The following is a 26,928-nucleotide window of genomic DNA, read 5'->3' as shown; positions in this document are numbered from 1 at the left end:
GCTTTCGGCGTGTCGTCGAATCCGCTTCCCGATCCGTCCAGCGTCCGCTTCGACGGCCCGTGGACGCATCGCGACGTGCACGCCAACGGCATCCGATTCCACATCGCCGAGGGCGGCGCGGACGATGCGGTGGGCGATCCCGGGCGGCCGCTGGTCGTCCTGCTGCACGGCTTCGGCGATTTCTGGTGGTCGTGGCGGCACCAGCTGACCGGTCTCACCCAGGCCGGCTATCGCGCGGTCGCGGTCGATCTGCGCGGATACGGCGATTCCGACAAACCTCCGCGCGGCTACGACGGCTGGACGCTGGCCGGTGATATCGCCGGCCTGGTGCGGGCGCTCGGGCATACCGACGCCACCCTCGTCGGCCATGCCGAGGGCGGGCTGGTGTGCTGGGCGACCGCGGTGCTGCATCCGCGGGTGGTGCGGTCGATCGCGCTGATCGCCTCACCGCATCCGGTGGCGTTGAAACGGGCCGTGCTGCGCGATCGTCGCCAGCGTGCGGCCTATCTCCCGAATTTTCTGCGATATCAGCTGCCGCGGTACGGCGAGCGCCGGCTGACCCGCCAGGACGGATTCGAAATCGAACGTCTCGTGCGCGAGCGGGTCGCGCCGCGGTGGGCGGGCACTACGGAGTTCGTCGACACCGCCCAGCGCATGCGCTCGGCGATCCGGATTCCCGGCGCGGCGCACTGTGCCCTGGAATATCAGCGCTGGGCCTTCCGCAGTCAATGGCGTCCCGACGGCCGCCGCTTCCTGGCGGCGATGCGCGAACCGGTCCGCGTGCCCACGCTGATCCTGCGCGGCGACGCCGACCATTACATGCTCGAATCCACCGTGCGCGGCGCGGGCAAACTCTCACCGGATCGCCGGGTGGTCACGATCCCGCAGGCCGGGCACTTCGCTCACCAGGAGAATCCGGACGCCGTCACGACGGAACTGTCGAAACTGCTGGGGGATCAGGCGACCGCGCAGTACGTCTAACGCATGGCGGGCCCCCGTCCACGCGTGCCGTCAGCGGGTCAGCTCAGGACGCAGTCACCGGTGCCGACGGGCGCGGTCGAATTCGACGCGGCCTCCAGATCGGATTCGACCTCCTTCAAGGTGAGCACATAGCCGGTGTCGTCGTCGGTGACCGCCGCGCCGAAGACCACGCCCAGCACCTCACCGTCGGTGTCGACCAGCGGGCCACCGGAATTGCCGGCGCGGACCCGCCCGCGCACCGTGTAGACCTGGCGTTCGACGGTGTTGCTCTTGTAGATGTCGGGACCGGTCAACTCGAGTGTCTCGCGCACCCGGGCCGCGCTGGCGGTGTAGGGGCCGCCGCCGGGGTAGCCGAGGACGATCGAACTCTGGCCGGATTTTCCGGGCGAGGGCGCGAGCGGGATCACCGGCGCGTTGAGGCCGGGAACGGCCAGGATGGCGACGTCCTTGGACGGGTCGAACAACACGACCGTCGCGTCCAAGCGACCGCGCGCGGTGTCGACCTGCACGGTGGAGGTGCCCGCGACCACGTGCGCATTGGTCATGATGCGCTCGGGCGCCACGACGAATCCGGAACCCTCCAGCGCGCGCTGGCAACTCGGCGCGACACCGTTCACCCGCAACACGCTGTGCTGAAGGTTCAGCGCGACGGGCGTGTCGAGAACGCTCGGATCCGGCGGTTCGACCGCGGCGATCGGCGCGCGGCCGAACGGGCCGATCACCTCCGGCAGACCCGAGGTGTTGAGCAGTTTGGAGAATTCGTTCGGCACGCGGCGCAGCCAGTTCGGCGCGACCTGATTCACGTCGGCGAGCACCCGGGAGCCGTTGACCGCGGCCGCGATACCCGGCTGGGACGACGACGCCAGCGGCAACGCCAGCAGCCAGGCGGTGACCATTACGGCCACACACTGCAGCGCCGCACCCACCACGCTGTCGATGCTGCGGGTGAACGGATGCCGCATACCGCTGCGCGCCGCGCGGCCGAGCACCATGCCGGCCACTTCGCCGACGATCACCAGCGCGACGATGAGGACGACGCCCACCAGGACGCGCTTACGGCCCTCGCTGATGTGCTGCAGGATGTGCGGCGCGATCAGGATGCCGGCCACCGCGCCGAGCACCACGCCGAGAAATCCGAGCGCCGAGGCCACCGCGCCCTGTCTCCACCCCGAGGTGGCGGCCAGCAGCGCGATGATGACGACCGCGAGGTCGAGCCACCCGGAACTACTCATAACGTCATCCCCACTGCCGCGAGCGAAGCCTGCAGATCACGCACGTCGTGGTGATCCCAGTCCCGCTCCCATCCCGATACCGCAAGCAGACCGGCGAGCACGCCGGCGGTGAAACCCCAGACGAGCATGCCATCGACCGCGAAGGCCGGCCCCATGTACCCCAGGGGATGGCGAACGACGAACCGGTTCGCCGGGTCGATCAGATCCGCCAGTGGCACCCGCACCACGCGAGCGGCCTCGGTTTCGCTGACCACCCCCACCTCACCGGGCGTGCGCCAGTACGCGACGACGGGCGTGACGTCGAACCGGGACGGCGGGACGAAGATCTTGGGCAGGACGGCGAACGGCTCCACGCCCACGGGGTCCAGGCCGGTCTCCTCGCGTGCCTCGCGCAGTGCGGTGCCGACCGGACCGTCGTCACCCGGCTCCACTCCGCCGCCGGGGAAGGCGACCTGCCCGCGATGTTGGCGCAGGGTGGCCGCGCGCTGAGTCAGCAATACGTCCGCGTCGGCGGGCAGGCCGCCACGAGCTCCCGGATCGGCGTCCGGCGAACCGCCGAACAACACGAGCACCGCGGCCTCCCGAGGTCGCAACGCGGCCGATACCAGCTTGCCCGCGGTGCGATTGAGCACCTGATTCACGCCCGTCGGATCGGCCGGTTCATGTTCGGCGACTCCGCGCAACCAGCCCGGGATGTCGGTGGCGAGCAGGTGCGGCCGGTGCTCCGCTGTCGAATTGTCGTTCATATCGGATCTATCGGGCACGGACGAGGCCCTCCACGGTCGTGCGTACTGCCTCCGCTGCCGGTCGGTACCGGATCAATCCCTCGCCCGTTCTCGAGTCCTGCCCGTTCACACCCGCACTCCCAATTCCTGCGCGACGGTGGCGGCGACGTCGTCGGCGGTATCGAACGGCCGGACCACCACCTTCGCGATCGAACCGTCGGCGCGGACCAGTACCGAGACCGGCAGCACGGCCGGCGCCCGCACCGCCGTGCGCACCTTTCCGGCGCCGTCCTGCGTACCCGGCAGATGCACGTCGAGATCACGCAGGCGGGCCAGTGCCTTGCTCTCGTCGGGATCGCTGTGCACGGTCAGCACCGTCAGCGCGCTACCGGCGCGGGCCGAGAATTGCTGCAGCGCGGGCAGTTCCCGCGCGCACGGCTCACACCAGTAGGCCCACAGATTCACCAGGGCCGGACGTCCGGCCAGCGCCTCGCCGAGGTCGACCGGACGCCCGTCGGCCAGACAGTCGAGAGTGATTCCGGCCAGCGGGCCGGCGGCCGGCGTCGGCGGCCGGCCCGACGGATCTCCCGGGCGCGGACACTCGGCCAACGCCGCCGCGGCACGCTGACCGTCGGAGGGGGAGGCGGGACCGCCCCGCACCGCGGTGGTGGTCACGGACGGAGTGTGGTCGTCGCCGCGCGGCCAGACCGCGACCGCGAGTGCCACCACCGCTATGAGAATGACGAACGCCCATCGCCACGCCGTGGGAACCGATTTCACCGGCCCACCAATTCGAGCAGATGCTCGGCCTCGGGTCCCTTCACCAGTGCGGCGGCCGTCACGGGGTCGGTCGGGCCGATTCCGAACGAGGGGCAATCCTTGGCCAGCAGGCAGGCGCCGCACGCCGGTTTACGGGAGTGGCAGACGCGACGGCCGTGGAAGATCACCCGATGCGAGAGCATCGTCCATTCCTTGCGCTCGATCAGTTCGCCGACGGCGTGTTCGATCTTTACCGGATCGTCCTCGGTGGTCCATTTCCACCGCTGCACCAGCCGCGAGAAATGGGTATCGACAGTGATTCCCGGCACATCGAAGGCATTGCCGAGGATGACATTGGCGGTCTTGCGCCCGATTCCCGGCAATTTGACCAATTCGGACATCGTGTGCGGGAGCACGCCGTCGTGTTGTTCCACTAGCGCCTGTCCCAGCCCGATCAGCGAACTCGTCTTGTTGCGGTAGAAGCCGGTGGGCCGGATGTATTCCTCGAGTTCCGTGCGGTCGGCCGCGGCATAGGCCTCGGCGTCGCGGTACCGGGCGAACAATGCCGGCGTCGTCTGATTCACCCGGACGTCGGTGCATTGCGCGGAAAGGATTGTGGCAACGGCCAATTCGAGTGGGGTGGTGAAATCCAGTTCGCAGTGCGCATCGGGAAATGCCAGCGCCAGCGTGCGATTCATCCGCCGCGCACGGCGTACCAGACCCAGCCGGGTTTCGTCGGCGAATCGCGCGGCCGGTTTCACGTTCACGCGCGCGGATTTCCGCGGAGATTTTTTTCGAGCCGCAGAACTCGATTCGATCGATGTGACCGACGCCGCATCGGTGGCCGTCGCGGCCGTCTCGTGCCCGTTCACGGCGGTGGATCTGGGTTCACGCACTCGTCCACCATACGGAACCGCACCGACGTGAGCGCGATCGCGAACAATCCCCGTGTTCCATCTGAGACCTTCTCCGTGTTTACTCACCCGTATGCAAGGACTCGCTGTGGTGCTCTTCCCGGTGGTGTTGATGCTTTTCGCACTGTTCATGGAACGTGTCGAAAACCGCCTGCGCAAGCTGCTCGAACCGGGTGAAGAGGTCCAGCAATATCTGGACAGGGCCAGCAATGCCGAGGTCAACGAGCTGGCCAAGTTGGGCGTGCCCGCACACGCCGGCTCCGGGGGCCGCCGCCGTAATCGCGACGAATTGGACGTCGCCCAGGCCAGCTGACCAGATTTCGCCGTCCGGCGATACCGCCGCCCCGACCCGCGAATACCCGAGCCCGGGAACTTTCCGCGACGCCGCGCCCGTTCACAAACCGCACGTTACGTGGTGTCTGTCACTACGCTGCGTGGATGGCAAGTAGACTGCACTGTCGGCCGAACGCTTCGGTCCAGCACTGTGGCGAGCGACGCCGAGCCAGGCGGCAGCCTGCGTACCACGTAGGGACCCGCTGACGCCGCAGTAAGCACCGTCAATTCCCATAAGGAGCACATTCGTGGACGAGGCCCTCGCCAGAGCAGGCATCTTCCAAGGCGTCGAGCCCACCGCGGTGGCTGCTCTCGCCAAACAGCTTCAGCCTGTGGATTTTCCACGCGGCCATGTCATTTTCAATGAGGGCGAGCCCGGCGATCGGCTGTACATCATCACGTCGGGCAAGGTGAAGATCGGCCGCCGTTCCCCGGACGGGCGCGAGAACCTGCTGACCATCATGGGCCCGTCGGACATGTTCGGCGAGCTGTCCATCTTCGACCCGGGCCCGCGTACCTCGACGGCCACCACGGTGACCGAGGTGCGCGCGGTGACCATGGATCGCGATGCGCTCAAGGCCTGGATCGACCAGCGGCCGGAGATCGCCGAACAGTTGCTGCGGGTGCTCGCCCGTCGCCTGCGGCGTACCAACAACAACCTGGCCGACCTGATCTTCACCGATGTCCCGGGTCGAGTCGCCAAGGCGCTGCTGCAGCTCGCGCAGCGGTTCGGCACTCAGGAGGCCGGTGCCCTGCGGGTCACCCACGACCTCACCCAGGAAGAGATCGCCCAGCTGGTCGGCGCCTCGCGCGAGACGGTGAACAAGGCCCTGGCCGACTTCGCCCACCGCGGGTGGCTGCGGCTCGAGGGTAAGAGCGTGCTGATCTCCGATTCGGAGCGGCTGGCTCGCCGGGCGCGGTAGGGATTTCCCACCGCGCTCCGGCGCATCCGGCTCAGTTCCGGCCGCGCAGATAGGCGAGCTGGGCCTTGACCGAGCTGCGCGCGGCCGGCCACAGCCGTTTGTCCACATCGGCGTAGACCTTCGCCACGATCTGCAGCGGTGTCGCGTTCTCACCCAGTTCGCGCAATGCCGCCCGCACCTGGTCCAGGCGCTGATGCCGATGTTCGATGTAGTAACCGATCACCGGCTCGGCCTGCGGGTGGTCGGGGCCGTGCGCAGGGAGCAGCGCACGGCCGGGGGCGTGCCGGGCGAGCAGCGCGAGTGAGTCGAGATAGTCGCCGAGTGCGCCGTCCCGCGATTCCAGCACCGTCGTACCGCTGCCGAGCACGGTGTCGCCGGTGATCAGCGCGTCGTCGAGCAGCAGGCTGACCGAATCCTGGGTGTGCCCCGGGGTGCCCAGCACCGTCAGGCGCAGTCCGGCCGCCTCGACGACCTCGCCGTCGGTGAGCGGCGCCGAGGAGCCGGACAGATATTTCGGATCCATCGCCCGTACCGGCGTTCCGGTCAGCTTCACCAGCCGATCGATGCCGCCGGTGTGGTCGTGATGGTGATGGGTGATCAGCGTCAGCGCGATATTGCCGTCGGTGGCGCGGGCGATCGCCTCGCTGTGCGCCTTGTCCTTGGGCCCCGGATCGATCACCACACAGTCGGATCGATCCGGCGCCCGCAGAATCCAGGTGTTCGTACCCTCCAGGGTCATCTGGTTCGGATTGTCGGCCAACAGCACCGAAGCGGTCCCGGTGACCGGCCGCAGTTGCCCGTACGCGGGATGAGTGAGGGTCATCTACCTTGCCTACCGCACTTCGGCGATCAGCTCCACCTCAACCGGAGTGTTCTTGGGCAACTCGAAAACGCCGACCGCGGACCGGGCGTGCACTCCCGCCGCGCCGAAGAGCTCGCCCAGCAGCTCGGACGCGCCGTTGATCACCAGCGGCTGATCGGTGAAACCCGGCGCCGAGGCGACGAATCCCACCACCTTCACGATCCGCACGACCGCGTCCAGACCGACCAGATCGTGGACCGCGGCCAGCGCGTTCAGCGCGCACAGGCCGGCGGCGCGTGCGGCGTCCTCGACGGTCACGTCGGCGCCGACCTTGCCGGTCGCCGACAGCGCGCCGTCGACGAAGGGCAACTGGCCGGCGGTGTAGACCAGCGAACCGCTGCGCACGGCCGGAATGTAGGCGCCCGCCGGAGCCGCCACCGGCGGCAGGGCGAGACCGAGCCGTTCGAGGTTGGCCCGCCAGTCGGTGCCGGCCGTCACTGCTTGGGCCGCTTCAGATAGGCCACGTGCTGTTCACCGGTCGGCCCCGGCAGCACGGTGACCAGTTCCCAGCCGTCGGCGCCCCACTGATCCAGAATCTGTTTGGTCGCATGCGTCAACAGCGGCACCGTCGCGTATTCCCAGACCGTCACATCGCTCATGTCGCAGAAGCGTACTGGGTGAACCGGCGGTGAATTGTCCGGCCGAGCGACTCGTCGCGGACCGATCAGCACATTTCCGGCTCGCACGGAAGTGCGCTGTGGCCTACGAGACAGTAGGGCGATCCTCTGGTCGCTGTTTCGTAACGGGTTATAGGCTCGCGAGCGTGGGAGTACCGACAGCAGTACCCGTTTCGCAAGAGCCGGGACTGAAATTAGGGTGGCCGGACCGAGCCGACAAAGCGCGGCTGCATTACGTGTCCGGCAAGGGCGGGACCGGAAAATCTACGGTCGCAGGCGCTTTGGCGCTCGCATTGGCCGCCGGCGGGCGGCGGGTGCTGCTGGTCGAGGTGGAGGGCCGCCAGTCGATTGCGCAATTGTTCGATCTGCCGCCGCTGCCGCCCACCGAAACCAAGATCGCCACCGCCGACGGTGGCGGTGAGGTGATGGCGCTGGCCCTCGATATCGAACACGCCTTCCTCGAATATCTCGACATGTTCTACAACCTCGGCTTCGCGGGCCGGGCGATGCGCCGGATGGGCGCCATCGAATTCGTCACGACCATCGCGCCGGGTCTGCGCGACGTGATACTGACCGGCAAGATCAAGGAATGCGCGGTCCGCACCGACAAATCCGGTAAGCGCGTCTACGACGAGATCGTGGTCGACGCCCCGCCGACCGGTCGCATCGCAGGATTCCTCGACGTCACCAAGGCCATGGCCGAGGTCGCCAAGGGTGGGCCGATCGCCGGGCAGGCCGAGGGCGTGGCCGCGCTGCTGCATTCCGAGCAGACCGTCGTCCACCTGGTGACGCTGCTCGAGGCACTGCCGGTGCAGGAGACCGCGGACGCGATCGCCGAGTTGACCGAATCGGATTTCCGGATCGGCACGGTCATCGTCAATCGGGCCACCGAGGGCTTTCTCCCCGCCCCGGTGCGCGCCCGTGTCGCGAGCGGTGACCTCGATCTGGACGCCGTCCGCGCGGGGCTGGCCGAGGCCGGAATCACGGTGGACGACAACGACTTCCAGGGCCTGATCCAGGAAGCCGTGGAACATTCGGCCACCCTGCAGGCCCAGGACGACAGCTCCGCCGAACTGGCGAAGGTGGATATCAGCCGCTTGTATCTCCCGGCGCTGCCCGACGGTATGGACCTGGGCGGACTGTACGAACTGGCCGAACATCTGAGCGCGCAGGGAGTCCGCTGATGAGCCATCCGAGCCCCCTGATCCCGCCGGCGACCCCGCTGCTGGACGTCGAGGCCGTCATCGCCGACCCGACCGCCCGGGTGGTGGTGTGCTGTGGTTCCGGCGGCGTCGGCAAGACCACCACCGCCGCGGCGATCGCCCTGCGCGCGGCCGAACAGGGCCGCAAGGTCGTGGTGCTGACCATCGATCCGGCGCGGCGGCTGGCCCAGTCCCTGGGCGTCAGCGACCTCGGCAACGCTCCCCAGCGCGTCCAGCTGCCCGAGACGGCCGAGGGCGAGCTGTACGCGATGATGCTCAACATGCGCCGCACCTTCGACGACATGGTGCTCGAGCACACCAGCCCGGACAAGGCCGAGCAGATCTTCGCCAACCCCTTCTATCAGACGGTCGCGTCCTCCTTCGGCGGAACGCAGGAGTACATGGCGATGGAAAAGCTGGGCCAGCTGGTCGCCAAGCGCGAATGGGATCTCGTCGTCGTCGACACCCCGCCCTCGCGCAACGCCCTGGACTTCCTCGACGCGCCCAAGCGGCTCGGCAACTTCCTCAACGGCCGGATGATCCGCGTCATCATGGCGCCGGGCCGCGGCGTGGGCCGCTTCGTCACCGGCGCGATGAGCCTCGCCGTGCGCGGGGTGTCCACGGTCGTGGGCGGGCAGATGCTCAAGGACGCGTCGCTGTTCCTGCAGTCGCTGGAGTCGATGTTCGGCGGCTTCCAGGACCGCGCCGAGCGCACCTACGCCATGCTCTCGCGGCCCGGAACCCATTTCGTGGTGGTCGCCGCGGCCGAGCCGGACGCGCTGCGCGAGGCGTCGTTCTTCGTGGACCGTCTCTCCACCGACGGAATGCCGCTGGCCGGGCTGGTTCTCAATCGCACCCATCCGGTGCTGTGCACCCTCTCGTCGGCTCAGGCGACCGCCGCCGCGGACCGGCTGAGCCCCGGCCCGGGCAGCGCCTCCGACGGCACCGCCGAGGAGGCCGTGGCCGCCGCGGACGCCGCCACCGATCCCGCGACGCTGACCGCCGACATCCTGCGCATCCACGCCCATCGCGCGGTCACCGCCAAACGCGAACAGCATCTGCTGCACCGCTTCACCGGCGCCCATCCGCGGGTGCCGATCGTGACGGTGACCGCGCTGCCGTTCGAAGTGTCCGATCTGGACGCGTTGCGCGCGGTCGGCGAACAGCTCGCCGGATCCGGCGCGGCCTGACTTCTCCAGTGGTGCTGACGTGCGGCCCCGATTCCGCACGTCACCGGGCGAAAAACGGTCCGAGCCCGGACACGCGGGCTCGGACCGTACGGTTACTCGACTACATCGCGACCTTCTGCTGACGCTGGGCGCGGAAGAAGTCCGCCCAGGAGGTCACCTCGGGATGCTGCTTGAGCAGCGCACGCCGCTGCCGCTCGGTCATCCCACCCCACACACCGAATTCCACTCGATTGTCGAGGGCGTCGGCACCGCACTCCATGAGCACCGGGCAGTGCCGACAGATGGTGGCCGCCTTGCGCTGGGCGGCACCACGCACGAACAACTGGTCGGGATCCACTTCCTTGCATCGGGCCTGGGACACCCAGGCGATTCTCGCTTCGGCCTGCTCCACGTCCAATCGAGCGATGGGGGTAGTCATGTGCATTTGGTGTGCCCCTTTGCAGTCCGAACACCGGGTCAACGGCGCTCCGGAATCGCGTGCAGCCCACAGCAACCCAACCCCGCTGCGCTCCGCACCACATTCCACTTTGAGTGTTAGCTCTATCACACTGGGTTCTCAATCTAGGTAAAGGTATGGGCCCAGCGCAAGACCGTGCCCGTAATTTCTGGTACGCCCGTCCCTGCGAAGGGCGCGCGACCAGGGGTCATGGCGCGCCGCCGACCGCGCACCGCGCGTGTGACGGCGGGCCAATTAGGCTGGGGCGCGTGCCGATCTCACAAACGCTCGCGAGGCTCGCCGGCGCCTGCGTCCTAGCGGCCGTACTCGTCGCCGGATTGCTGTTCCCGCTCGCCGGCGGCTTCGGGTACCTGTCGAACCGCGCAGCCGACGCCGTGGACAACGTTTCCGCGGAATTGGTGGCGGGCACCGCACCGGCGGTGTCGACGATGGTCGATGCGACCGGAGCCCCCATCGCGTGGCTGTACGAGCAGAGACGTTTCGAGGTTCCCAGCGACAAGATCTCCAACGATATGAAGTTGGCGATCGTCTCGATCGAGGACAAACGCTTCGCCGAACACGGCGGCGTCGACTGGCAGGGCACGCTGCGCGCATTCCTGACCAACACCTCGAGCGGTGAAGTCCAGCAGGGCGCCTCGACCATCGACCAGCAGTACGTGAAGAACTTCCAGCTGCTGGTGGTCGCGAAAACCGACGCCGAACGCCGTGCCGCCATCGAAACCACGCCGGCCCGTAAACTGCGCGAAATCCGAATGGCGCTGACCTTGGAGAAAGAACTCACCAAGGACGAGATCCTCACCCGCTATCTGAATCTGGTGCCGTTCGGCAACGGCTCCTACGGCATTCAGGACGCAGCGCAGACCTATTTCGGCGTCGACGCCAAGGATTTGAAGGTCGCGCAGGCCGCCATGCTCGCCGGTATGGTCCAGTCCAGCTCCAAACTCAACCCGTACACCAACCCCAAGGGCGTGCTGGAGCGGCGTAATACCGTGCTGGACACCCTGATCCAGAACATTCCGAGCCGGGCCGACGAATTCCGGGCCGCCAAGGAGCAGCCGCTGGGTGTACTGCCGGAGCCCAAGGGCCTGCCGCGCGGATGCATCGCCGCAGGTGACCGCGGTTATTTCTGCGATTACGCGCTGCAGTATCTGGCCAATGCGGGAATCAGCAAGGATCAGATGGACAAGGGCGGATATCTGATCCGCACCACCCTGGATCCGGCGGTGCAGAATTCGGTCAAGGCCGCCGTCACGGCGAACACCGATCCGAATCTGGAGAATATCGCCGAGGTCATGAGCATCATCGCTCCCGGCCAGGACTCCCACCACATCCTGGCGATGACCTCGAGCCGCACCTACGGCCTGGATCAGGGCGCCCATCAAACCGTCCAGCCGCAGCCGTATTCGATGGTCGGTGACGGCGCCGGATCGATTTTCAAGATCTTCACCACGGCCGCCGCGATGGAAAAGGGCCTGGGCACCAGCGCTCAGCTGGATGTACCCTCGTTCTTCGCCGCGAAGGGTATGGGTAACGGTGGCGCCCCGGGCTGTCCGCCCGCCACCTATTGCGTGAAGAACGTCGGCAATTACAGATCGCCGGAGTCGGTGACCGAGGCGTTGGCGCAGTCGCCGAATACCGCCTTCGTCAAGCTCATTCAGGATGTCGGCGTGACCCCGACGGTCGATATGGCGGTACGGCTCGGGATGCGCTCCTACACCGAAGCGGGCACCTCCGGTCACGGCAATCAGAGCCTGGCGGACATGATCAAACAGCAGAATCTGGGCTCGTTCACCCTGGGCCCGGTCGCGATCAATCCGCTGGAATTGTCCAATGTCGCCGCGACGCTGGCCTCGGGCGGAAAGTGGTGCCCACCCTCGCCGATCGCCGAGGTGATCGACCGCGACGGTAAGCAGGTGCCGCTCACCCAGCAGGCCTGTGAACAGGTCGTCGAACCCGGGTTGGCGAATACGCTGGCCAATGCGCTGAGCCAGGACGCCGTGGGCGGTACCGCGGCCGGTTCCGCGCACGCGGTGGGCTGGAACGCTCCGGTGTCGGCCAAGACGGGAACCACCGAAACCCACCGGTCCTCGGCGTTCCTCGGCTTCACCAATTCGATGGCCGGCTCCGCCTACATCTACGGCGACTCCCCGACGCCCGGCGAGATCTGCTCGTTCCCGCTGCGCACCTGCGGCGACGGCAACCTCTTCGGCGGTAACGAACCGGCTCGCAGCTGGTTCGGCGGTATCAAGCCGGTATTGGACAAATTCCCGCCGCCCGCGCTGCCGCCGCTGGACGACAAATACGTGCGCGGCTCGAACAACGCGCAGATTCCGGATGTGAACGGTATGTCGGAGTCCGAGGCGCGTTCGGTGCTCATCGGCGCCGGCTTCCAGGTGTCGACGGTCACCACACCCGGTTCGGCGGCGAAGGGAACGGTCACCGCGACGACGCCGAACGGCTCGGCCATTCCCGGATCGGTGATCACGGTGCTCGTCAGCGACGGCACCCAGCGAGAGATTCCGCGGCCCGGACCGCCGCCCGCGCCGCCGGCGCTCCCGGGTCTGCCGCAGATACCGAGGCTGCCACCGATTCCGATTCCGATCCCCCGGTAGCGATACACGAGAGGCCGGCGAATGTGCGTCACATTCGCCGGCCTCTCGCTTTGTCCGGGCAGCCGCCCTACAACCGGGCCTTGACCGCGGCCGAGATCCGCGAACCGTCGGCCCGGCCCGCGGCCAGCGCCGTCGCGACCTTCATGACCTGGCCCATCTGCTTCATGCTGGGGCGCTCACCGAGCTGCTCGGCCACATCGGCGATGGCGGTGTCGGCGATGTCGGCGACCTCGCCTTCGGTGAGCGGGGTCGGCAGATATTCGTCGATGATCTCCTGCTCGGCACGCTCGTTGGCGGCCAGCTCGCCGCGACCGTTCTGTTCGTAGACGACGGCCGCCTCATTGCGCTTCTTGGCCTCCTTGCCGAGGACCGCGATCACCTCGGCATCGGAGAGCTCCTTCGCCTCGGATCCGGCGACCTCGGCGTTCTGCACGGCTGCCAGCAGCATGCGCAGCGTGCTGAGGCGCAATGTGTCCTTCGCCTTCATCGCCGCGGTCAGATCGGCGCGCAACTTCGATTTGAGTTCCGACATGCGCCACACGCTAGCCGTTGCGCGCGGACCCTCCCACCGCATTTCCGCGTGTCGAGCCGGGTGGACGGGCACGACAGCCCCCGACAAACCGGATGCCTGTGCGGAATCACACTCGGTATTCGTCACAGTGGTCGCCTATTCTGGGCTGATGCCCGTATTCTCGTCCCCCGCACTTCGACGAGCAGCGCTGGGCTCCGGAGCTAAGGTCGCCGCCGCGGCCGCCGGTACCGCAGTGGCCGGAATCGGCTATGCCTCGCTGATCGAACGCAATGCCTTCGTCCTGCGCGAGGCCACGATGCCGGTGCTGCAGCCGGGCTCGTCGAGCCTGCGTGTGCTGCACATCAGCGACCTGCACATGACGCCCGGCCAGAAACTCAAACAAGCCTGGGTGCGCGAACTCGCCGCCTTGGAACCTGACCTGATCGTCAACACCGGTGACAATCTCGCGCATCCGAAGGCGGTGCCCGCGGTGGTGCAGTCGCTGACGGCGCTGCTCTCCCGTCCGGGCATCTTCGTGTTCGGCAGTAACGACTACTTCGCGCCCGTGCCGAAGAACCCGCTCAAGTACTTCGACAAGAACCACAAGCGCGTGCACGGCGATCCGCTGCCCTGGCAGGATCTGCGCGCGGCGTTCACCGAGCGCGGCTGGCTGGATCTGACTCATGTGCGGCGCGATCTCGAGGTCGCCGGAATCAAGATCTCCACGGCCGGCGTCGACGACCCGCATCTGGCTCGCGATCGCTACGACACGGTCGCCGGCTCGCCGAACCCCCTGGCCGATCTGAGCATCGGACTCACCCATTCGCCCGAACCGCGGGTGCTCGATCGGTTCGCCGGTGACGGGTACGACCTCGTGCTGGCCGGTCACACCCACGGCGGGCAGCTGTGCCTGCCGGGATTCGGCGCGCTGGTCACCAACTGCGGTATCGATCGATCCCGGGTGAAGGGGCCGTCGCGCTGGGGCGCGCACACGCGGCTGCACGTGTCCGCGGGTCTGGGCACCTCGCCGTGGGCGCCGTACCGCTTCTGCTGCCGCCCCGAGGCGACCTTGCTGACGCTGGTGGCCGCCCCGCCGAAAGGCCCCATCGCCGACAGTGGCCATGGCGTCTCGGAATCGGAGGCCGTGGCGCGCTAGGGTGGCGTGCCGAGGCACGACATCAGGCAGGGGTACACGGTGAACAGTGGGTTCGAGCGGAACGACGATCCGACCGCGCGACGAGAACCCACTCCCGACTCGAACGAGACCCCGCCGACACTGGCGATCCGGCGGGTGCCGGGCGCGAATTTCCCTGTGTCGCAAGGGTCTCCGTGGGCCCGGCCGGGTTCGGCCCCTACCGCTCCCGGCGGCGCTGCCGAACCCGCACGGTCCGGCTCACCGGCCGAGCCCGCGAAGCCCGCGGCGCCGGACGCGGGCCGGTCGCCCGGATCGCCGTTCGACGGGAACGACGCTGCCGGAGGACAATCCTCGCCGCCCCATCCGTGGTCGCCGCAGAGCAGCGCCGCCGGAGACGCCTCTCGCGGCCCGAATGCCGCCCCCGGTTCCGGCAACGGTCAGCCGAATTCCGGTGCCCCTACGGCTTTCCAGGCGCCTCCTATCGGCCCGGAGGGGTCGGCGCCCTACTATCCCGACGCTCCTGCGTCCTCGCCGGGCACGCCGCCCGGATTCGCGCCGTCGCCGCAGGGTTTCGGCGGGCCCGGCGGGCCACACCACTCGAATCCCTTCGGCGGGCAGTGGAATTCCGGTGCACCGGGCGCACCGCCGGGGCCGGGCGGAACCGATGCGCCCACCACCGCCTTCGGGGCCCGATCCGGGCTGCCGCAGTGGCCGGGCAGCGCGATGCCGGGCGCGAATAGCGCCTCCCAGCAACAGTTCTCGGCACCGCACGGTAACGGTCGCCCCGAGCCGGATTGGCACTTGGGGGTCGGATCGCACCCCGCGCCGCAGCAGGCGTCCTGGGGACCGCCGACGGCCCAGCATCCGCACACCGCGCTGCCGCAGGTACCGGCCGAACAGCAGCCGCGGCGACGAAAAGCTCTGCTGCTCAGCGGAATCGGAGTGCTGGTCGTCGTGGCGATCGGCGTGACCGTGGCGGTGGTCGCGAGCCGGCATTCCGGCTCGCCGGCCGCCGCGGGGTCCGGTAAGCCGTCCATGGTCAGTGCGCTCAGTAGCGGAAACCAGCCGCCCCCACCGCCGTCGCGGCCGCAACAGACGGCGCCGCAGCAGTCTGCGCCGAAGCCACAGCCCGGTGCCGCGCCCCCGCCGATGGTTCCGGGCTATCAGGTCGTTCAGATCCTCGATCGCGGTGCGGCCTACGACGCCCCCGCGGAGTGGAAGGTCGATCCGATCGGGACCGCCGCCTGGGGTTCGGGATCGAATCCGCTGGAAATCGCCGGCCTGGCGCAGGACGGCAAGAACTACTGCCCGAACTACACCCGGACCAACGCCTTCCTCACCATGTCTCCGCAGGCGGACCCGGCCGCGGCCGCGGCCGATATCGGGGCCCGGATGGCCAAGTTCGGCTGGTCGAACGCCACCGTCGCCGCCCCGGCCCCCGCCCAGCCGATGGTGTCGCTGGACGGGCAGTTGCACGGCGCCTTCGTGGAGACCACCGGCAGCGCGCCCCCGCCGGCCCCCGGCTGCGCCACGACCTTCGCGGTCTACACCTTCGCCTTCCCCAGCGAGAACGGGAACTTCGTCATGACCGTCGCCGCCGACACCGGCGTGGACAAGTCCGTGGACAAGGAAACCGCCAAGCGCATCCTCTCCACCATCCGCCCCTTGCCTGCCCGCTGACCAGCGGATTTAATGATCCGCTCCCCCCTGCTGTAAGCTACGACAGGCTCAACTCACGGGGTGTGGCGCAGCTTGGTAGCGCGCTTCGTTCGGGACGAAGAGGTCGCAGGTTCAAATCCTGTCACCCCGACTCGTGTGTGGAGACACGGCAGAGGCCCTGACCAATCCACTGGTCAGGGCCTCTTGCTTTGCCGGATGCGTATCGGGGTCGGGTTCGGGAGATTTCACCATCCACGGCCCGATCCCTTGGACGAGCTCGCTTCCCATTTCCGGGACCATCGGAATTGCCTGTGCTACAACTTTGTTCGTGGCGGCACTCATCGGCTTGGTGGCGATTCTGGGGATCATCATCCTCATTGCGGGAGCGGTTCTTCTGGTCGTCAGTGTGGTCAAGACGTCCGGGCGAAGGCAGGGTGGTGCGGCGCCGGTCGCGTCGCAGAACCAGGACCTGCCGATGTGGACGCCCCCGCAGAACCGGGATGTCCCGCTGTGGACGCCGCCGCAGCGGCAGGACGTCCCGCTGTGGAGCCCGCCGCAGCAGAGTTCGGCCCAGCAGAATTCGGCCCAGCAGAGTTCGGCCCAGCAGTCGCAGACGCCGTATTGGTCGCCCGGACCGCGATAGACCGGCGACGGGCCCGAGGCGTGGGCCGGTACCGTATCCTGCTCACTCCAGATTCGCCAGCATCTCGCGCTGGTGCCGGTAGCCGATGGTTTCGTAGCCGACCACCGTGATGAACGGGGAGAGCATCACGACCAGCAGGCAGACGGAGATCGAGACGCCGAACGCGGCCAGGACCACCGCGAGGGCCAGGACCACGGCCGTGAGGGTCAGCAGCAGGATGTGGAACGGGTCGGGCGCCGACAGCAGCAGCGTGTGCAGCAGGTAGACCATCAGCAGGTAGACGCCGACCGGCAGCGCCAGGGCCAGGACCACCGCGGCCGGGCCGATATGGGAGTGGTGCTCGAGTGACAGGCCCGCCACGTGCAGGCCCGCGCCGGCGCCGGCGATACCCATGTAGAGCGGGATGTGGCCGTATCCGAACAGGTAGCCGCGGTTGCGGCGGTGCACGAGGATCTCGCCGAACGGGGTGGTGAAGTACACCCACCACATGCCGAAGGTCAGGCCTACGCCGGCGACCACGATCGCGATCGCGTCGAGACTCCAGCTTCCACCGTCGCGGCCGCCGAGCAGCCCGCCCGAGGACGCGACCGTGCCGACCACGCCCTCACCGAGCGCGATGATGGCGAACAGGCTGTAGCGTTCGGCGACGTGGTGCGGATGCCACGGAGTGCCGCTCGCGCGGCCCTGGGTCAGCACCGGTACGAGCAGTTCCAGCACGCCGAGCAGTACGCATCCCACACCGGCCACGAGCAGCGGCATGTGCACGAATGCGATGATCACCCAACCGATTTGGGCGATGATCGTCCAGCGGATACTCCCGTAACCGACGTGCCGGAAGGAGGGCGACTCCCGCCCGGCGCGCCACCACTGCAGCACCATCGCGATCCGCATCACGATGTAGCCGACGACCATCACCCGCACGTCGAGGTGCTCGCCCACGTCGACCGAATGGAACATCGCGGGCAGGCCGAGCGCGAAGACCACGACGCCGATCATCACCACCATGGTGAGCACGCGGTACAGCCAGTCGTCGGTGTCGAACGCGGAGGCGAACCAGCTGAAATTGATCCAGGCGTTGACGATCGCGAACATCGCCAGCACGAAAGCGACCAGCGCCTTGCCCGCATGCCCGTCGGCCACCATCTCGGCGAAATACGACGCCGAGGTGCCGACCGCGACCACGAAGGTCAGATCGAACAGCAGCTCCAGCGGTGAGGACACGCGGCCGGGTTCGTCGGGATCGCGGCCGGTCATCGGGATGCGGCGGTGCGCCGGTCCGCGCGCGCCGCCGGTGGTCACGGAGTCGCTCATGGGCACCGATGATGCCGTACCGGCGGGTCGGCTCGCCGCTACCGACCCGCCGGGGCACGACGTGCGTGCGCGCTACTTCCCGGACGCGTCCGAGGACTGCAGCAGCGAGTTGAACTTGTTCGTGTAGAACTTGCTCGGATCCAGCTTGTGATCGATGGCCCCGGTGTCCTCGAGCCAGCTCTGCCAGCGGGTGAAGTCCCCGTCCGACAGCTGGCCGTAGCGGGCCGGAACACCCACGGACAGCCAGTATTTCAGCGTCGAGGTGTCCTCACCGGCGCGGTGGCGGGCGTTGATGATCTCGGTGAATTTCGCGATCACCTGTTCGCGCGGCGTACTGCGCTCCCACTCGATCGCCTTCGCGACGCCGGTGGTGAAGGCGCGGACCACGTCGGGGTTCTTCGCGATGAAGTCGTTGCGGAAGACGTAGGGGCCGCCGTTGATGGGACCGCCGTATTCGTCGAGTTCGGTGAAGATCGGACGCACCCCGCCGTTGGCCACCGCACGCTGCTGGAACTGGCCGTTCAATGCCGCGGCGTCGATCTGTCCCTGTCGCAGCGCCTGTTCGATATTCGGCGGCGGCAGCGCCACCAATTGCACCGATTTGATCTGGTCGATGCTCAGTCCGGCCTTTTTCAACGCATCGTGGATATCGGCCTCGTTCTGGCCGCCGAGCGTATTCACGCCGACCTTCTTGCCGACCAGATCGGCGGCCGTACGAATCGGGCTGTTGTCGAGCGTGTAATAGCCCTGGAAGGACTTTTCGTCCGACCCGTAGTAGTTGACCACCGCGGTGATGGGCGCCCCGGCGCCGGCCAGCTTGGCGACCGCACCGGCGAAGGCCCCGCCGAAGTCGATCTGCCCGGTCGCGGCGGTCTGGATTTCCTGCGGTCCGCTGATGGTGTTGCCGACGTAGTCTAGTTTGATCTTGCCGTCGAAGAATCCGAGGTTCTCCGCGAGTTCCGGAATGGTGACCTGATCGGTCCAGCCGAGATACCGCAGCGAGGTCACCCCGTTCTCGGTATGGGCGGACCCTCCGCTGCCGCAGGCGGTGAGCAGCACAGCGGCAGCCGTACCGGCTGCGAATACGGATAATGCGGTGCGGATACGTCCGGACATCAGGTAGTTCCTCTCGACACTGCGCACGACGGCACGGCGGTGCGCGTCGGCCCGGCCGAGCCTAGGGGGTGTGAATTGCGAAGCCTCCCCTTTGAATCACGACGATTCGGTTGCGGCTGAATCACGACGATTCGGCTGCGGCGATTGCATTCCGGCCGAGTCGAACCCTTTCGGATACCCGCGCGAATGCGGTAGATCTGGGGATTGCCGCCCGCGAACGAGGATAAGGATGTGCGATGACCGAGCGCGTACTCCCGGTACTCGATCTGACGACCGCGGATTCCGATCCCCAGCGGTTCCGCACCGAATTGCGCGCGGCCACACACGAATTCGGATTCTTCTATCTGGTCGGTCACGGCGTCGCACCCGAGCGCGGCGCCGAACTGCTGGCGTTGGCCCGGCGGTTCTTCGCGCTGCCGGAGGCGGCCAAGCAGGAGATCAGTCAGTTGCGCAGCCCGCAGTTTCGTGGCTATTCGCGACTCGGCGGCGAGCTGACCAACGGCCGGGTCGACTGGCGCGAGCAGATCGATATCGGGCCGGAGGCCGAGGCGATCGCCGGGGCGGAGGGGTACTGGCGACTGCAGGGTCCCAATCTCTGGCCGACGGCGCTTCCGGAACTTCGTCCCGCACTCCGTGTTTGGGACGAATCCCTCGCTCGGGTCGGGCGTGCCCTGCTGCGGCACTGGGCCGCGGCACTGGGTGCGTCGGAAGACTTCTTCGATCCCGCGTTCGCGGACCGCCCGGCCACCCTGATCAAGGTGGTCCGCTATCCCGGCAACCCGGACAATCCCCAGGGCGTCGGCGCGCACAAGGATTCCGGGGTACTCACGCTCCTGCTGGTGGAACCGGATTCGCACGGTCTGCAGGTGGAACTGTCGTCCGGGGAGTGGGTGGACGCGCCGCCGCTTCCGGGCGCCTTCATCGTGAATATCGGCGAATTGCTCGAGGTGGCCACCGGCGGCTATCTGCGAGCCACCCGGCACCGCGTACTCGCCCCCGAACCGGGCACCGACCGCATCTCGATCCCATATTTCCTGAATCCGGCGCTGGACGCCCGCATACCGCTGCTCCCGCTGCCGCCCGAATTGGCCGCGGCCGCACGCGGAGTCACGACCGACCCGGACAATCCGATTTTCGACACCTACGGGCAGAACGCCTGGAAATCACGCATCCGGGCCCATCCGGACGTCGCCGAACTGCATCACGGCATCGCCCCGGGCGCACCCGCGTGGGCGTACTGACTCAGGGCTTGCGACCGACGCCGCCCAGGATGCACTGCCGCACATCCGACAGCGGTGTGAGTCGCGGGCCGTCCGGCCACCAGTCGTCGCACAGCACGAGCCCCGGTTCGATCATCTCCAGCCCGTCGAACAGGCCCTGAATCTCCTCGCGGGTGCGGAATCGCCCGCTGCCCATCGGACTGTGGACGAACCTGTCCTCCATCTTGCGAGCCAGTTCGCCCGGACCGGAGTCCTCCGGATCGTAGAAATGCGCGATCGCCACATACGAACCGGACGGCAGCGCGTCGATGTAGGTCTGCATGAGGGCCGGGGCGTCGTCGTCGAGATAGTGCTGCAGGGTCCCGATCTGGAAGAGCGCCAGCGGCCGGGAGAAGTCCAGATCGTCGCGCACGGTCGGGTCGGTGAGCACCTCGTGCGGGCGGAAGATGTCGCAGGCGACGATGCTGGTCTGCGCATTCGCCTCGAGCAGCGCCCGGGCGTAAGCCAGCACCATCGGATCGTTGTCGACGTAGACCACCCGGGCCTCGGGCCGGATCCGCTGCACCACCTGATGAGTGTTCTCCGCGGTCGGCAGCCCCGAACCCAGGTCGAGATACTGGTCGATCCCGGCCTGCGCGGCCAGGAATCGGCACGCTCTGATCAGGAAGTCACGGTTGGCCCAGGCCAGATCGTTCACCTGCGGGGCCACGGCACGCACCTGGGCGAGCACTTCACGGTCGATTTCGAAGTTGTCCTTGCCGTTCAGCGCGGCATCGTAGACGCGCGCGATACTGGCACGAGCGGTATCCACCCCGACCGGCACCACACTCGGGTACGCGGCAGAAGACTGCGACATGAAGGCTCCCCTGGCATTGCTGAAACGGCATTGCTGAAACGCTGACCCTGTGGAACTGGTACCCGGCACACAGCCGTCGCACTACAGACTGTGTTACGCCGAGTCTCCCCTATTTCCTGGGCTTACGGGCGCATACCCGACATTTCATCGCCCGTAAATCCTCTCGCCCCGTCGCCGCGACCTGCGATGACCGTGGCCGCACGGGTGCCGTTCGTTGGTATAGTCCGCAGAGTTCTCGCGATGGGAACGGGAAACCGGTGTCAATCCGGTGCGGTCGCGCCACTGTGTTCAGCCCATGCTGTCAGCCAGACCCCTTTCGTCGCTGCGCACGGACGGGGACGCGGGTTCCCCAGAAGGGTTGGGGCCCATGTCCTCTCGTCGCCGTCTACTTCGCGATGTCCTGCGGGACTGGTCCCGGCGCGACTGGCTGGAGGCCGGGGTGCTGCTCGGCGTGGTCGCGCTGATGCATCTGATCGGATTCGGCCTGCTGTTCGGCGCGATCGCTCCGCACGGTTATCGCATCGGCACCGAGGTCTTCGGTATCGGGCTGGGCATCACCGCCTACACCTTCGGGCTGCGCCACGCCTTCGACGCCGACCACATCGCCGCCATCGACAACACCACGCGCAAGCTGATGAGCGACGGCAAACGCCCCAAATCGGTCGGATTCTGGTTCGCGATGGGCCATTCCACGATCGTGTTCGTCCTCGCCGCGCTGGTGGTGGCGGGTGCGCACGTGGTGGGCACGCTGGTCGACGAGGACTCGCCGACCCGCAGGACACTCGGCACCATCTCGACCGTGGCCTCCGGCTCGTTCCTGTATCTGATCGGTTTGCTCAATGTGGTTGCGTTGATCGGGATCTGGCGCGTGTTCCGCCGGCTGCGCGACAGCGGGCACTACGATCGCGCGGAGCTGGAGGCGGCGCTCGATTCGCGCGGATTCCTGGCACGCCTGCTGGCGCCGGTGATGCGGATGGTGGGGCGGCCGGTGCACGTCTATCCGGTCGGCGTGCTGTTCGGCCTGGGTTTCGACACCGCGACCGAGGTGGCGCTGCTCGCACTGGCCGGATCCGGCGCGGCGGCCGGTCTGCCCTGGTACGCGATCGTGGTGCTGCCGCTGCTGTTCGCGGCCGGGATGAGTGTGATGGACACGATCGACGGCCTGTTCATGAACGTCGCCTACGACTGGGCGTTCTCCGATCCGGTGCGCAAGATCTTCTACAACCTGGCCATCACCGGCCTGTCGATCGCGGTGGCACTGTTCATCGGCTCGATCGAGCTGATCAAGGTGCTGCACGACGACACCGGATTCGGCGGTCCGGTGGCGGAGTGGATCTCCGGTATCGACCTCAACAACGCGGGATTCGCGATCGTCGGATTGTTCGTCGTCGCCTGGGTTGTCGCGGTCGCCTACTGGCGGCTGGCGAAGGTGGACGAGCGCTGGACGCCCGCGCCGACCGAAGAATCGGCCTGACCGGCGAACCGCACCTCGAAATTCTTGCGACGGCGATCACACCTGTGCCATAGTTCGCTGCATATGTGAGACGGAGCAGTCTCGCATTAGCGAAGGAGCCGAGTGTGACCGAACCCTGGACGCGCCGCATCCGCCGGACGACCTGCGTACTCGCCGCGGCGACGGCGTTGACCGTCCTGGCCGCGGTGGTGGCCCATCCGCCCAGCGCCACCGCCGAACCCGCGCCGGTCGCACCCGCGGCCCCGATCCCGTTACCGCCCGAGCTGGATCCGGGCTTCTACCACCCGGCAGCAGAGATCGTCGCGGCGAAACAACCCGGCGAGATCATCGCCGCGCGGCAGGTGCGGGTGGCCAATCTGGGGCTGATCCCGGTCAACGTCGACGCATGGCAGATCTCCTACCGGTCCAACGACAGCCGCGATCAACCGATCCCGGCGGTGGCGACAGTTCTGAAACCACGCGGTTCGGCGCCGGACAAGCTGGTCTCCATGCAGATCGCCGAGGACTCCCTGGCCGGTTACTGCGCACCCTCCTACGCGATCCAGCACTTCTCGGCCGGTCCGTTCCTGGGCCAGATCGTCGCCCCGGCCGAATTCGTCATCGCCCAGGGGGCGTTGCAGCAGGGCTGGGCGGTGGTGATTCCCGATCACGAGGGACCGAACAACGCCTACGCGGCGGGTCCGCTCGCCGGCCGGATCACCCTCGACGGCATTCGCGCGGCCCGCGACTTCGAGCCGATGCGGTTGAGCCCGCGGACCAGGATCGGTCTCTACGGCTACTCCGGCGGCGCGATCGCGACCGGCCACGCCGCCGAACTGAAAAGCGGCTACGCCCCGGAGCTCGATATCGTCGGCGCGGCCGAGGGCGGTGTGCCCGCGGATCTCGGTATGACACTGAACGTGGCCGACGGGCAGGCGACCTCGGGCCTGGTGCTGGCCGCCGTGATGGGCCTGACGCGCGAGTATCCGGAGTTCGCCCGCTTCGTCGCCGAGCATATGGACCCGCTGGGCAAGGGCCTGACCACACTGCAGAGCGGACTGTGCGTGCAATATGTCAGCGCGTTGCTGCCGTTCCTGAATCTGAAAGGGATGCTGCGGGTTCCGGGCGATCCGATGCAGCAGCCCGCGGTCGCCGCCGTGCTCGACGAGACCCGCATGGGGAAATCGGTGCCGGATATGCCGATGTACATCTGGCAGGGCAATCCGGACGAGATCATCCCGGTCGGCCAGGTGAACACCCTCGTCGACACCTACTGCCGAAACCCCTCCGCCACAGTGCAATACACCCGCGAACACTTCGCCGAACATGTCGCCACCGAGATCTCCGGCGGCGGGGCCGCGATGCTGTGGTTGCGCGACCGTCTCGACGGTGTCCCGGCCCAGCCGGGGTGCCACACCGCCGATGCCGGATGGTTGTTGCTGGACCCCAACGGTTTCCAGATGCTGGCCTCGACCTTCGGTGAGACCTTCGCGTCGTTCTTCGGCAAGCCGATCGGCGTGAGGTAGGCCGGAGCGCACGATCGGCGCGAGACGCCCGGCACAACGAGGTGCGGGCACCCGAAGGGCACGTTCGACGGGGCGAACGGGCCCTTCGGGTACCGGTGCTCCGGTCAGCGAATGCGCAGCCGCCGGCTCAGACGCAGTGTCAGCAGCGTGCTCTTGAGCTGCTTCTCGAACGGCATACCCGCCCGCGCCGAGAGCACCTGCTTCCTCTGCACGCCGACGTTGACCGTGTCGGTGTACTTGAGCAGACCCGCATCGCCGTGGCGGGTGCCGACGCCGGACTGCTTCACGCCACCCGAGGGCGTCATCTTCGCCGAATAGGTCGCGACGAACCCGTCGTTGACGTTGACATTGCCCGCCTCGAGCCGGTCGGCGAGCTTCTCGGCGCGAGCGAGATCCGAACTCCAGATGCTGGCGTTGAGTCCGTAGGTGGTGGCGTTGGCCAGCCGGACCGCCTCGTTCTCGTCGGTGTAGCGGTAGACGGTGACGACCGGGCCGAAGGTTTCGACGGTCGCGTGCTCCATCTCGGGGGTCACACCGGTCAGCACGGTCGGCTCGTAGAACGCCGGGCCGATATCCGGGCGGGCCTTGCCGCCGGTCAGCACGGTCGCGCCCTTCGCGACGGCGTCGTCGACGTGGGCGGCCACCCGCCGCAGGTGATCGACCGAGACGAGCGAGCCGAATTCCGGATCGGCGGTGTACGACGCACCCGCCTTCGACCCCAATTCCTCTGCCGCGGCGACGAATCGGCGCACGAACTCGTCGTGGACCCGATCGTGCACGTAGATGCGCTCGATATGCATACACGCCTGGCCGGAGTTGCCGTACACCGCGAAGATGGCACCCGGGATGACCTCGTCGAGATTGGCGTCCTCCAGCACGATCATCGGATTCTTGCCGCCGAGTTCGAGACTGCAGCTGATCAGGTTGCGGCCCGCGCGCTCGCCGATGGTGCGGCCGGTGGCGGTGGAACCGGTGAACATCACGAAATCGCTGTGGTCGATCAGGGTGGGGCCGACGTCGGGTCCGGTACCGCAGACCACCTGGATCAGATCACGCGGCAGCCCCGCCTTGCGCAGCAGTTCGACGCCGTAGAGCGTGCACAGCGCGGTCTTGTTGTCCGGCTTGATCACCACGCCGTTACCGGCGATGAGGGCCGGGATCGAATCGGAGATCGAGATCGCGAAGGGGAAGTTCCACGGCGCGATCACCGCGACGACGCCCTTGGGCCGATGCTGTTCGGTGGAGGTGGAGATGATGGGCATCGCGCCACCGCGCCGGATCGGTTTCAGGATCCGCTCGGCGTGTTTGAGGTAGTGGCTGATCACCATCACCGGATCGCACGATTCCTCGATGGCCATCCGGCGGGTCTTGCCGCAGCCGATCTGAATCAGGTCCGCGATGGTGTCGAGGTCGGAGAGAATCAGCTCATGGGCCTTCTCGAAGACCTGCAACCGGCGCTTGACCGGCCAGTTCGCCCATTCCCGCTGCGCCGCGCGCGCCTTGTCGGCCGCCGCGGCGACGTCCTCGGGCGAGGACTGCGGCAGCTCACCGACGACCGCGCCGGTGTACACCTCGATCATGTCGTAGGGTTCGCGCTTCTCCCCCGCGGTGCCCGCGGTGATCAGCCCGGTGAGGCGGTCGATCAGCGTCGTCGTGATCCGCGGCGGCAGCGTGCTCGCGGCGCCGCTGTGCGACGTCGCCTCGGCGCCGCTGTGCGTGGTTGTCTCCATCAGCGATCTCCATAACTTGCCGCCCGTGACGGCGGTCACCATGATCCAAACTAGAACACGTTATTGTTCTGTACAACGTTGCGGGGTAACTTCGTCCGCAAAACGCGAGTAATACCATGAGGAAAGTGGGTCGGCGATGACGACGGCAGCAACTGAAACAGGTAGCAACACGGAACCCCATGCGCTGCTGGAGCGACGCGGTGCCACCCTGATCGTCACCATGAACCGCCCGGCCGTCCGCAATGCGCTGTCGGCCGAGATGCTCGACCTGATGGTGCAGGCCTGGGACACCGTCGACAACGACCCGGAGATCCGCTCCTGCATCCTCACCGGCGCGGGCGGCGCGTTCTGCGCGGGCGCCGACCTCAAGGCGATGACCAAACAGGATCCGGCCAAGAATATGAGCGCGGGCGGCGCGTTCGACCCGACCAACATTCCGGGTCTGCTCAAGGGCCGCCGCCTGACCAAACCGCTGATCGCCGCCGTCGAGGGCGCGGCCATCGCCGGCGGAACCGAGATCCTGCAGGGCACCGACATCCGGGTCGCCGGCGAGAGCGCGAAATTCGGTGTGTCCGAAGCACGCTGGAGCCTGTTCCCGATGGGCGGCTCGGCGGTGCGTCTGCCCCGGCAGATCCCCTACACCGTCGCCGCCGACATCCTGCTCACCGGCCGCCACATCACCGCAGCCGAGGCCAAGGAGTACGGCCTGATCGGTCACGTGGTGCCGGACGGGACCGCGCTGGACAAGGCGCTCGAACTCGCCGAGAAGATCAACGCCAACGGCCCGCTGGCGGTGCAGGCGATCCTGAAGACCATGCGCGACACCGAGGGCATGCACGAGAACGAGGCCTTCAAGATCGACGCGCAGCTGGGCCTCACCGTCTTCCGCAGCGAGGACGCCAAGGAAGGCCCGCGCGCCTTCGCCGAGCGCCGCAAGCCGGAGTTCAAGGGCCGGTGACGC

Annotated in this window: 26 protein-coding genes and 1 tRNA gene; 14 read left to right on the top strand and 13 right to left on the bottom strand. The window is 67.6% G+C overall.

From position 1 onward, the window contains the following. The first annotated feature begins 9 nt into the window (after positions 1 to 9). The gene (locus ON23_RS01645) at positions 10 to 981 is read left to right on the top strand and encodes an alpha/beta fold hydrolase (protein WP_039775570.1); all 972 of its coding nucleotides are present in this window, start codon (positions 10 to 12) and stop codon (positions 979 to 981) included. A gap of 38 nt (positions 982 to 1,019) precedes the next feature. On the opposite strand, the gene ON23_RS01640 is transcribed toward ON23_RS01645, so the two are convergent. From ON23_RS01640 to nth, 4 genes are all read right to left on the bottom strand, one after another. Next, positions 1,020 to 2,213 (bottom strand): MarP family serine protease, encoded by a 1,194-nt coding sequence (locus tag ON23_RS01640; RefSeq protein WP_039775568.1) that lies wholly within the window; start codon positions 2,211 to 2,213, stop codon positions 1,020 to 1,022. Beyond that, positions 2,210 to 2,959, bottom strand: a complete 750-nt coding sequence (locus ON23_RS01635; protein ID WP_051041822.1) for an NUDIX hydrolase — start codon at positions 2,957 to 2,959, stop codon at positions 2,210 to 2,212. The genes ON23_RS01640 and ON23_RS01635 overlap by 4 nt, the downstream gene beginning before the upstream one ends. Before the next feature lie 105 nt (positions 2,960 to 3,064). After that, the gene (locus ON23_RS01630; protein WP_039775566.1) at positions 3,065 to 3,718 is read right to left on the bottom strand and encodes a TlpA family protein disulfide reductase; all 654 of its coding nucleotides are present in this window, start codon (positions 3,716 to 3,718) and stop codon (positions 3,065 to 3,067) included. Further along, on the bottom strand, positions 3,715 to 4,464 hold the full coding sequence (gene nth, locus ON23_RS01625) for an endonuclease III (protein ID WP_373282143.1): 750 nt from the start codon (positions 4,462 to 4,464) through the stop codon (positions 3,715 to 3,717). The genes ON23_RS01630 and nth overlap by 4 nt, the downstream gene beginning before the upstream one ends. A 220-nt stretch (positions 4,465 to 4,684) precedes the next feature. Here nth and ON23_RS01620 point away from each other — a divergent pair, with 220 nt between their 5' ends. Continuing rightward, positions 4,685 to 4,924 (top strand): hypothetical protein, encoded by a 240-nt coding sequence (locus ON23_RS01620; protein ID WP_030516432.1) that lies wholly within the window; start codon positions 4,685 to 4,687, stop codon positions 4,922 to 4,924. Positions 4,925 to 5,192: 268 nt separating this feature from the next. Next, the gene (locus ON23_RS01615; protein WP_019044571.1) at positions 5,193 to 5,867 is read left to right on the top strand and encodes a Crp/Fnr family transcriptional regulator; all 675 of its coding nucleotides are present in this window, start codon (positions 5,193 to 5,195) and stop codon (positions 5,865 to 5,867) included. A 31-nt stretch (positions 5,868 to 5,898) separates the two neighbouring features. On the opposite strand, the gene ON23_RS01610 is transcribed toward ON23_RS01615, so the two are convergent. The 3 genes from ON23_RS01610 to sp36 are packed head-to-tail and all read right to left on the bottom strand — an operon-like array spanning position 5,899 to position 7,328. Beyond that, complete coding sequence (locus tag ON23_RS01610; RefSeq protein ID WP_039775561.1) at positions 5,899 to 6,690, bottom strand: MBL fold metallo-hydrolase; 792 nt, start codon at positions 6,688 to 6,690, stop codon at positions 5,899 to 5,901. 9 nt (positions 6,691 to 6,699) lie between these two features. Further along, positions 6,700 to 7,167 (bottom strand): RidA family protein, encoded by a 468-nt coding sequence (locus ON23_RS01605; protein WP_039775559.1) that lies wholly within the window; start codon positions 7,165 to 7,167, stop codon positions 6,700 to 6,702. After that, positions 7,164 to 7,328, bottom strand: a complete 165-nt coding sequence (sp36, locus tag ON23_RS37365; protein WP_085997207.1) for a Sp36 family protein — start codon at positions 7,326 to 7,328, stop codon at positions 7,164 to 7,166. The genes ON23_RS01605 and sp36 overlap by 4 nt, the downstream gene beginning before the upstream one ends. Before the next feature lie 164 nt (positions 7,329 to 7,492). Here sp36 and bagA point away from each other — a divergent pair, with 164 nt between their 5' ends. Then, positions 7,493 to 8,530, top strand: coding sequence for an ATPase BagA (bagA, locus tag ON23_RS01600; RefSeq protein WP_051041821.1), 1,038 nt, complete (start codon positions 7,493 to 7,495; stop codon positions 8,528 to 8,530). Further along, positions 8,530 to 9,738 (top strand): ATPase BagB, encoded by a 1,209-nt coding sequence (bagB, locus tag ON23_RS01595; protein ID WP_051041819.1) that lies wholly within the window; start codon positions 8,530 to 8,532, stop codon positions 9,736 to 9,738. The genes bagA and bagB overlap by 1 nt, the downstream gene beginning before the upstream one ends. A 100-nt stretch (positions 9,739 to 9,838) precedes the next feature. Here bagB and ON23_RS01590 read toward each other — a convergent pair whose 3' ends face one another. Beyond that, entirely contained in the window at positions 9,839 to 10,162 is a 324-nt protein-coding gene (locus ON23_RS01590) for a WhiB family transcriptional regulator (protein WP_030516437.1), read from the bottom strand. A gap of 281 nt (positions 10,163 to 10,443) precedes the next feature. On the opposite strand from ON23_RS01590, the gene ON23_RS01585 reads away from it, so the two are divergent. Next, a complete protein-coding gene (locus ON23_RS01585) occupies positions 10,444 to 12,807 on the top strand; it encodes a penicillin-binding protein (protein WP_039775556.1) in 2,364 nt (787 codons plus the stop codon). 67 nt (positions 12,808 to 12,874) lie between these two features. Here the strand turns inward: ON23_RS01585 and ON23_RS01580 are convergent, their stop codons facing one another. Next, complete coding sequence (locus ON23_RS01580; RefSeq protein WP_039775554.1) at positions 12,875 to 13,339, bottom strand: GatB/YqeY domain-containing protein; 465 nt, start codon at positions 13,337 to 13,339, stop codon at positions 12,875 to 12,877. A 148-nt stretch (positions 13,340 to 13,487) separates the two neighbouring features. On the opposite strand from ON23_RS01580, the gene ON23_RS01575 reads away from it, so the two are divergent. The 4 genes from ON23_RS01575 to ON23_RS01560 all read left to right on the top strand — a co-directional run bounded on the left by ON23_RS01575 (position 13,488) and on the right by ON23_RS01560 (position 16,755). Beyond that, complete coding sequence (locus tag ON23_RS01575; protein ID WP_039775551.1) at positions 13,488 to 14,474, top strand: metallophosphoesterase; 987 nt, start codon at positions 13,488 to 13,490, stop codon at positions 14,472 to 14,474. 780 nt (positions 14,475 to 15,254) lie between these two features. Next, a complete protein-coding gene (locus ON23_RS37675; protein WP_157170139.1) occupies positions 15,255 to 16,133 on the top strand; it encodes a DUF8017 domain-containing protein in 879 nt (292 codons plus the stop codon). 56 nt (positions 16,134 to 16,189) lie between these two features. Continuing rightward, positions 16,190 to 16,263 (top strand) — tRNA-Pro (locus tag ON23_RS01565). A 177-nt stretch (positions 16,264 to 16,440) separates the two neighbouring features. Further along, a complete protein-coding gene (locus tag ON23_RS01560) occupies positions 16,441 to 16,755 on the top strand; it encodes a hypothetical protein (protein ID WP_157170138.1) in 315 nt (104 codons plus the stop codon). A gap of 42 nt (positions 16,756 to 16,797) precedes the next feature. Here the strand turns inward: ON23_RS01560 and ON23_RS01555 are convergent, their stop codons facing one another. After that, complete coding sequence (locus tag ON23_RS01555; RefSeq protein ID WP_039775545.1) at positions 16,798 to 18,066, bottom strand: low temperature requirement protein A; 1,269 nt, start codon at positions 18,064 to 18,066, stop codon at positions 16,798 to 16,800. A gap of 72 nt (positions 18,067 to 18,138) precedes the next feature. Next, a complete protein-coding gene (locus tag ON23_RS01550) occupies positions 18,139 to 19,182 on the bottom strand; it encodes an ABC transporter substrate-binding protein (protein ID WP_051041817.1) in 1,044 nt (347 codons plus the stop codon). Between the two features lie 236 nt (positions 19,183 to 19,418). On the opposite strand from ON23_RS01550, the gene ON23_RS01545 reads away from it, so the two are divergent. Continuing rightward, complete coding sequence (locus tag ON23_RS01545) at positions 19,419 to 20,423, top strand: isopenicillin N synthase family dioxygenase (RefSeq protein WP_039775543.1); 1,005 nt, start codon at positions 19,419 to 19,421, stop codon at positions 20,421 to 20,423. Between the two features lies 1 nt (position 20,424). Here the strand turns inward: ON23_RS01545 and ON23_RS01540 are convergent, their stop codons facing one another. Next, the gene (locus ON23_RS01540; protein ID WP_039775541.1) at positions 20,425 to 21,258 is read right to left on the bottom strand and encodes an SAM-dependent methyltransferase; all 834 of its coding nucleotides are present in this window, start codon (positions 21,256 to 21,258) and stop codon (positions 20,425 to 20,427) included. Positions 21,259 to 21,625: 367 nt separating this feature from the next. Here ON23_RS01540 and nicT point away from each other — a divergent pair, with 367 nt between their 5' ends. Continuing rightward, positions 21,626 to 22,732, top strand: a complete 1,107-nt coding sequence (gene nicT, locus ON23_RS01535; protein WP_051041816.1) for a Nickel transporter NicT — start codon at positions 21,626 to 21,628, stop codon at positions 22,730 to 22,732. Between the two features lie 104 nt (positions 22,733 to 22,836). Next, the gene (locus tag ON23_RS01530) at positions 22,837 to 24,237 is read left to right on the top strand and encodes a lipase family protein (RefSeq protein WP_051041815.1); all 1,401 of its coding nucleotides are present in this window, start codon (positions 22,837 to 22,839) and stop codon (positions 24,235 to 24,237) included. Between the two features lie 104 nt (positions 24,238 to 24,341). On the opposite strand, the gene ON23_RS01525 is transcribed toward ON23_RS01530, so the two are convergent. Next, complete coding sequence (locus ON23_RS01525; protein ID WP_051041811.1) at positions 24,342 to 25,967, bottom strand: succinic semialdehyde dehydrogenase; 1,626 nt, start codon at positions 25,965 to 25,967, stop codon at positions 24,342 to 24,344. A gap of 136 nt (positions 25,968 to 26,103) precedes the next feature. Between ON23_RS01525 and ON23_RS01520 the strand changes: the two genes are divergently transcribed. Then, positions 26,104 to 26,925 (top strand): crotonase/enoyl-CoA hydratase family protein, encoded by an 822-nt coding sequence (locus ON23_RS01520; protein WP_039775539.1) that lies wholly within the window; start codon positions 26,104 to 26,106, stop codon positions 26,923 to 26,925. Positions 26,926 to 26,928: the final 3 nt, after the last annotated feature.

Origin of the sequence: Nocardia cerradoensis NBRC 101014 (assembly GCF_000308535.1) — a bacterium.
GTDB classification, from domain to species: domain Bacteria; phylum Actinomycetota; class Actinomycetes; order Mycobacteriales; family Mycobacteriaceae; genus Nocardia; species Nocardia cerradoensis.
The sequence above is the reverse complement of the archived record's forward strand: the minus strand, read 5'-3'. Positions and strand labels throughout refer to the sequence as shown.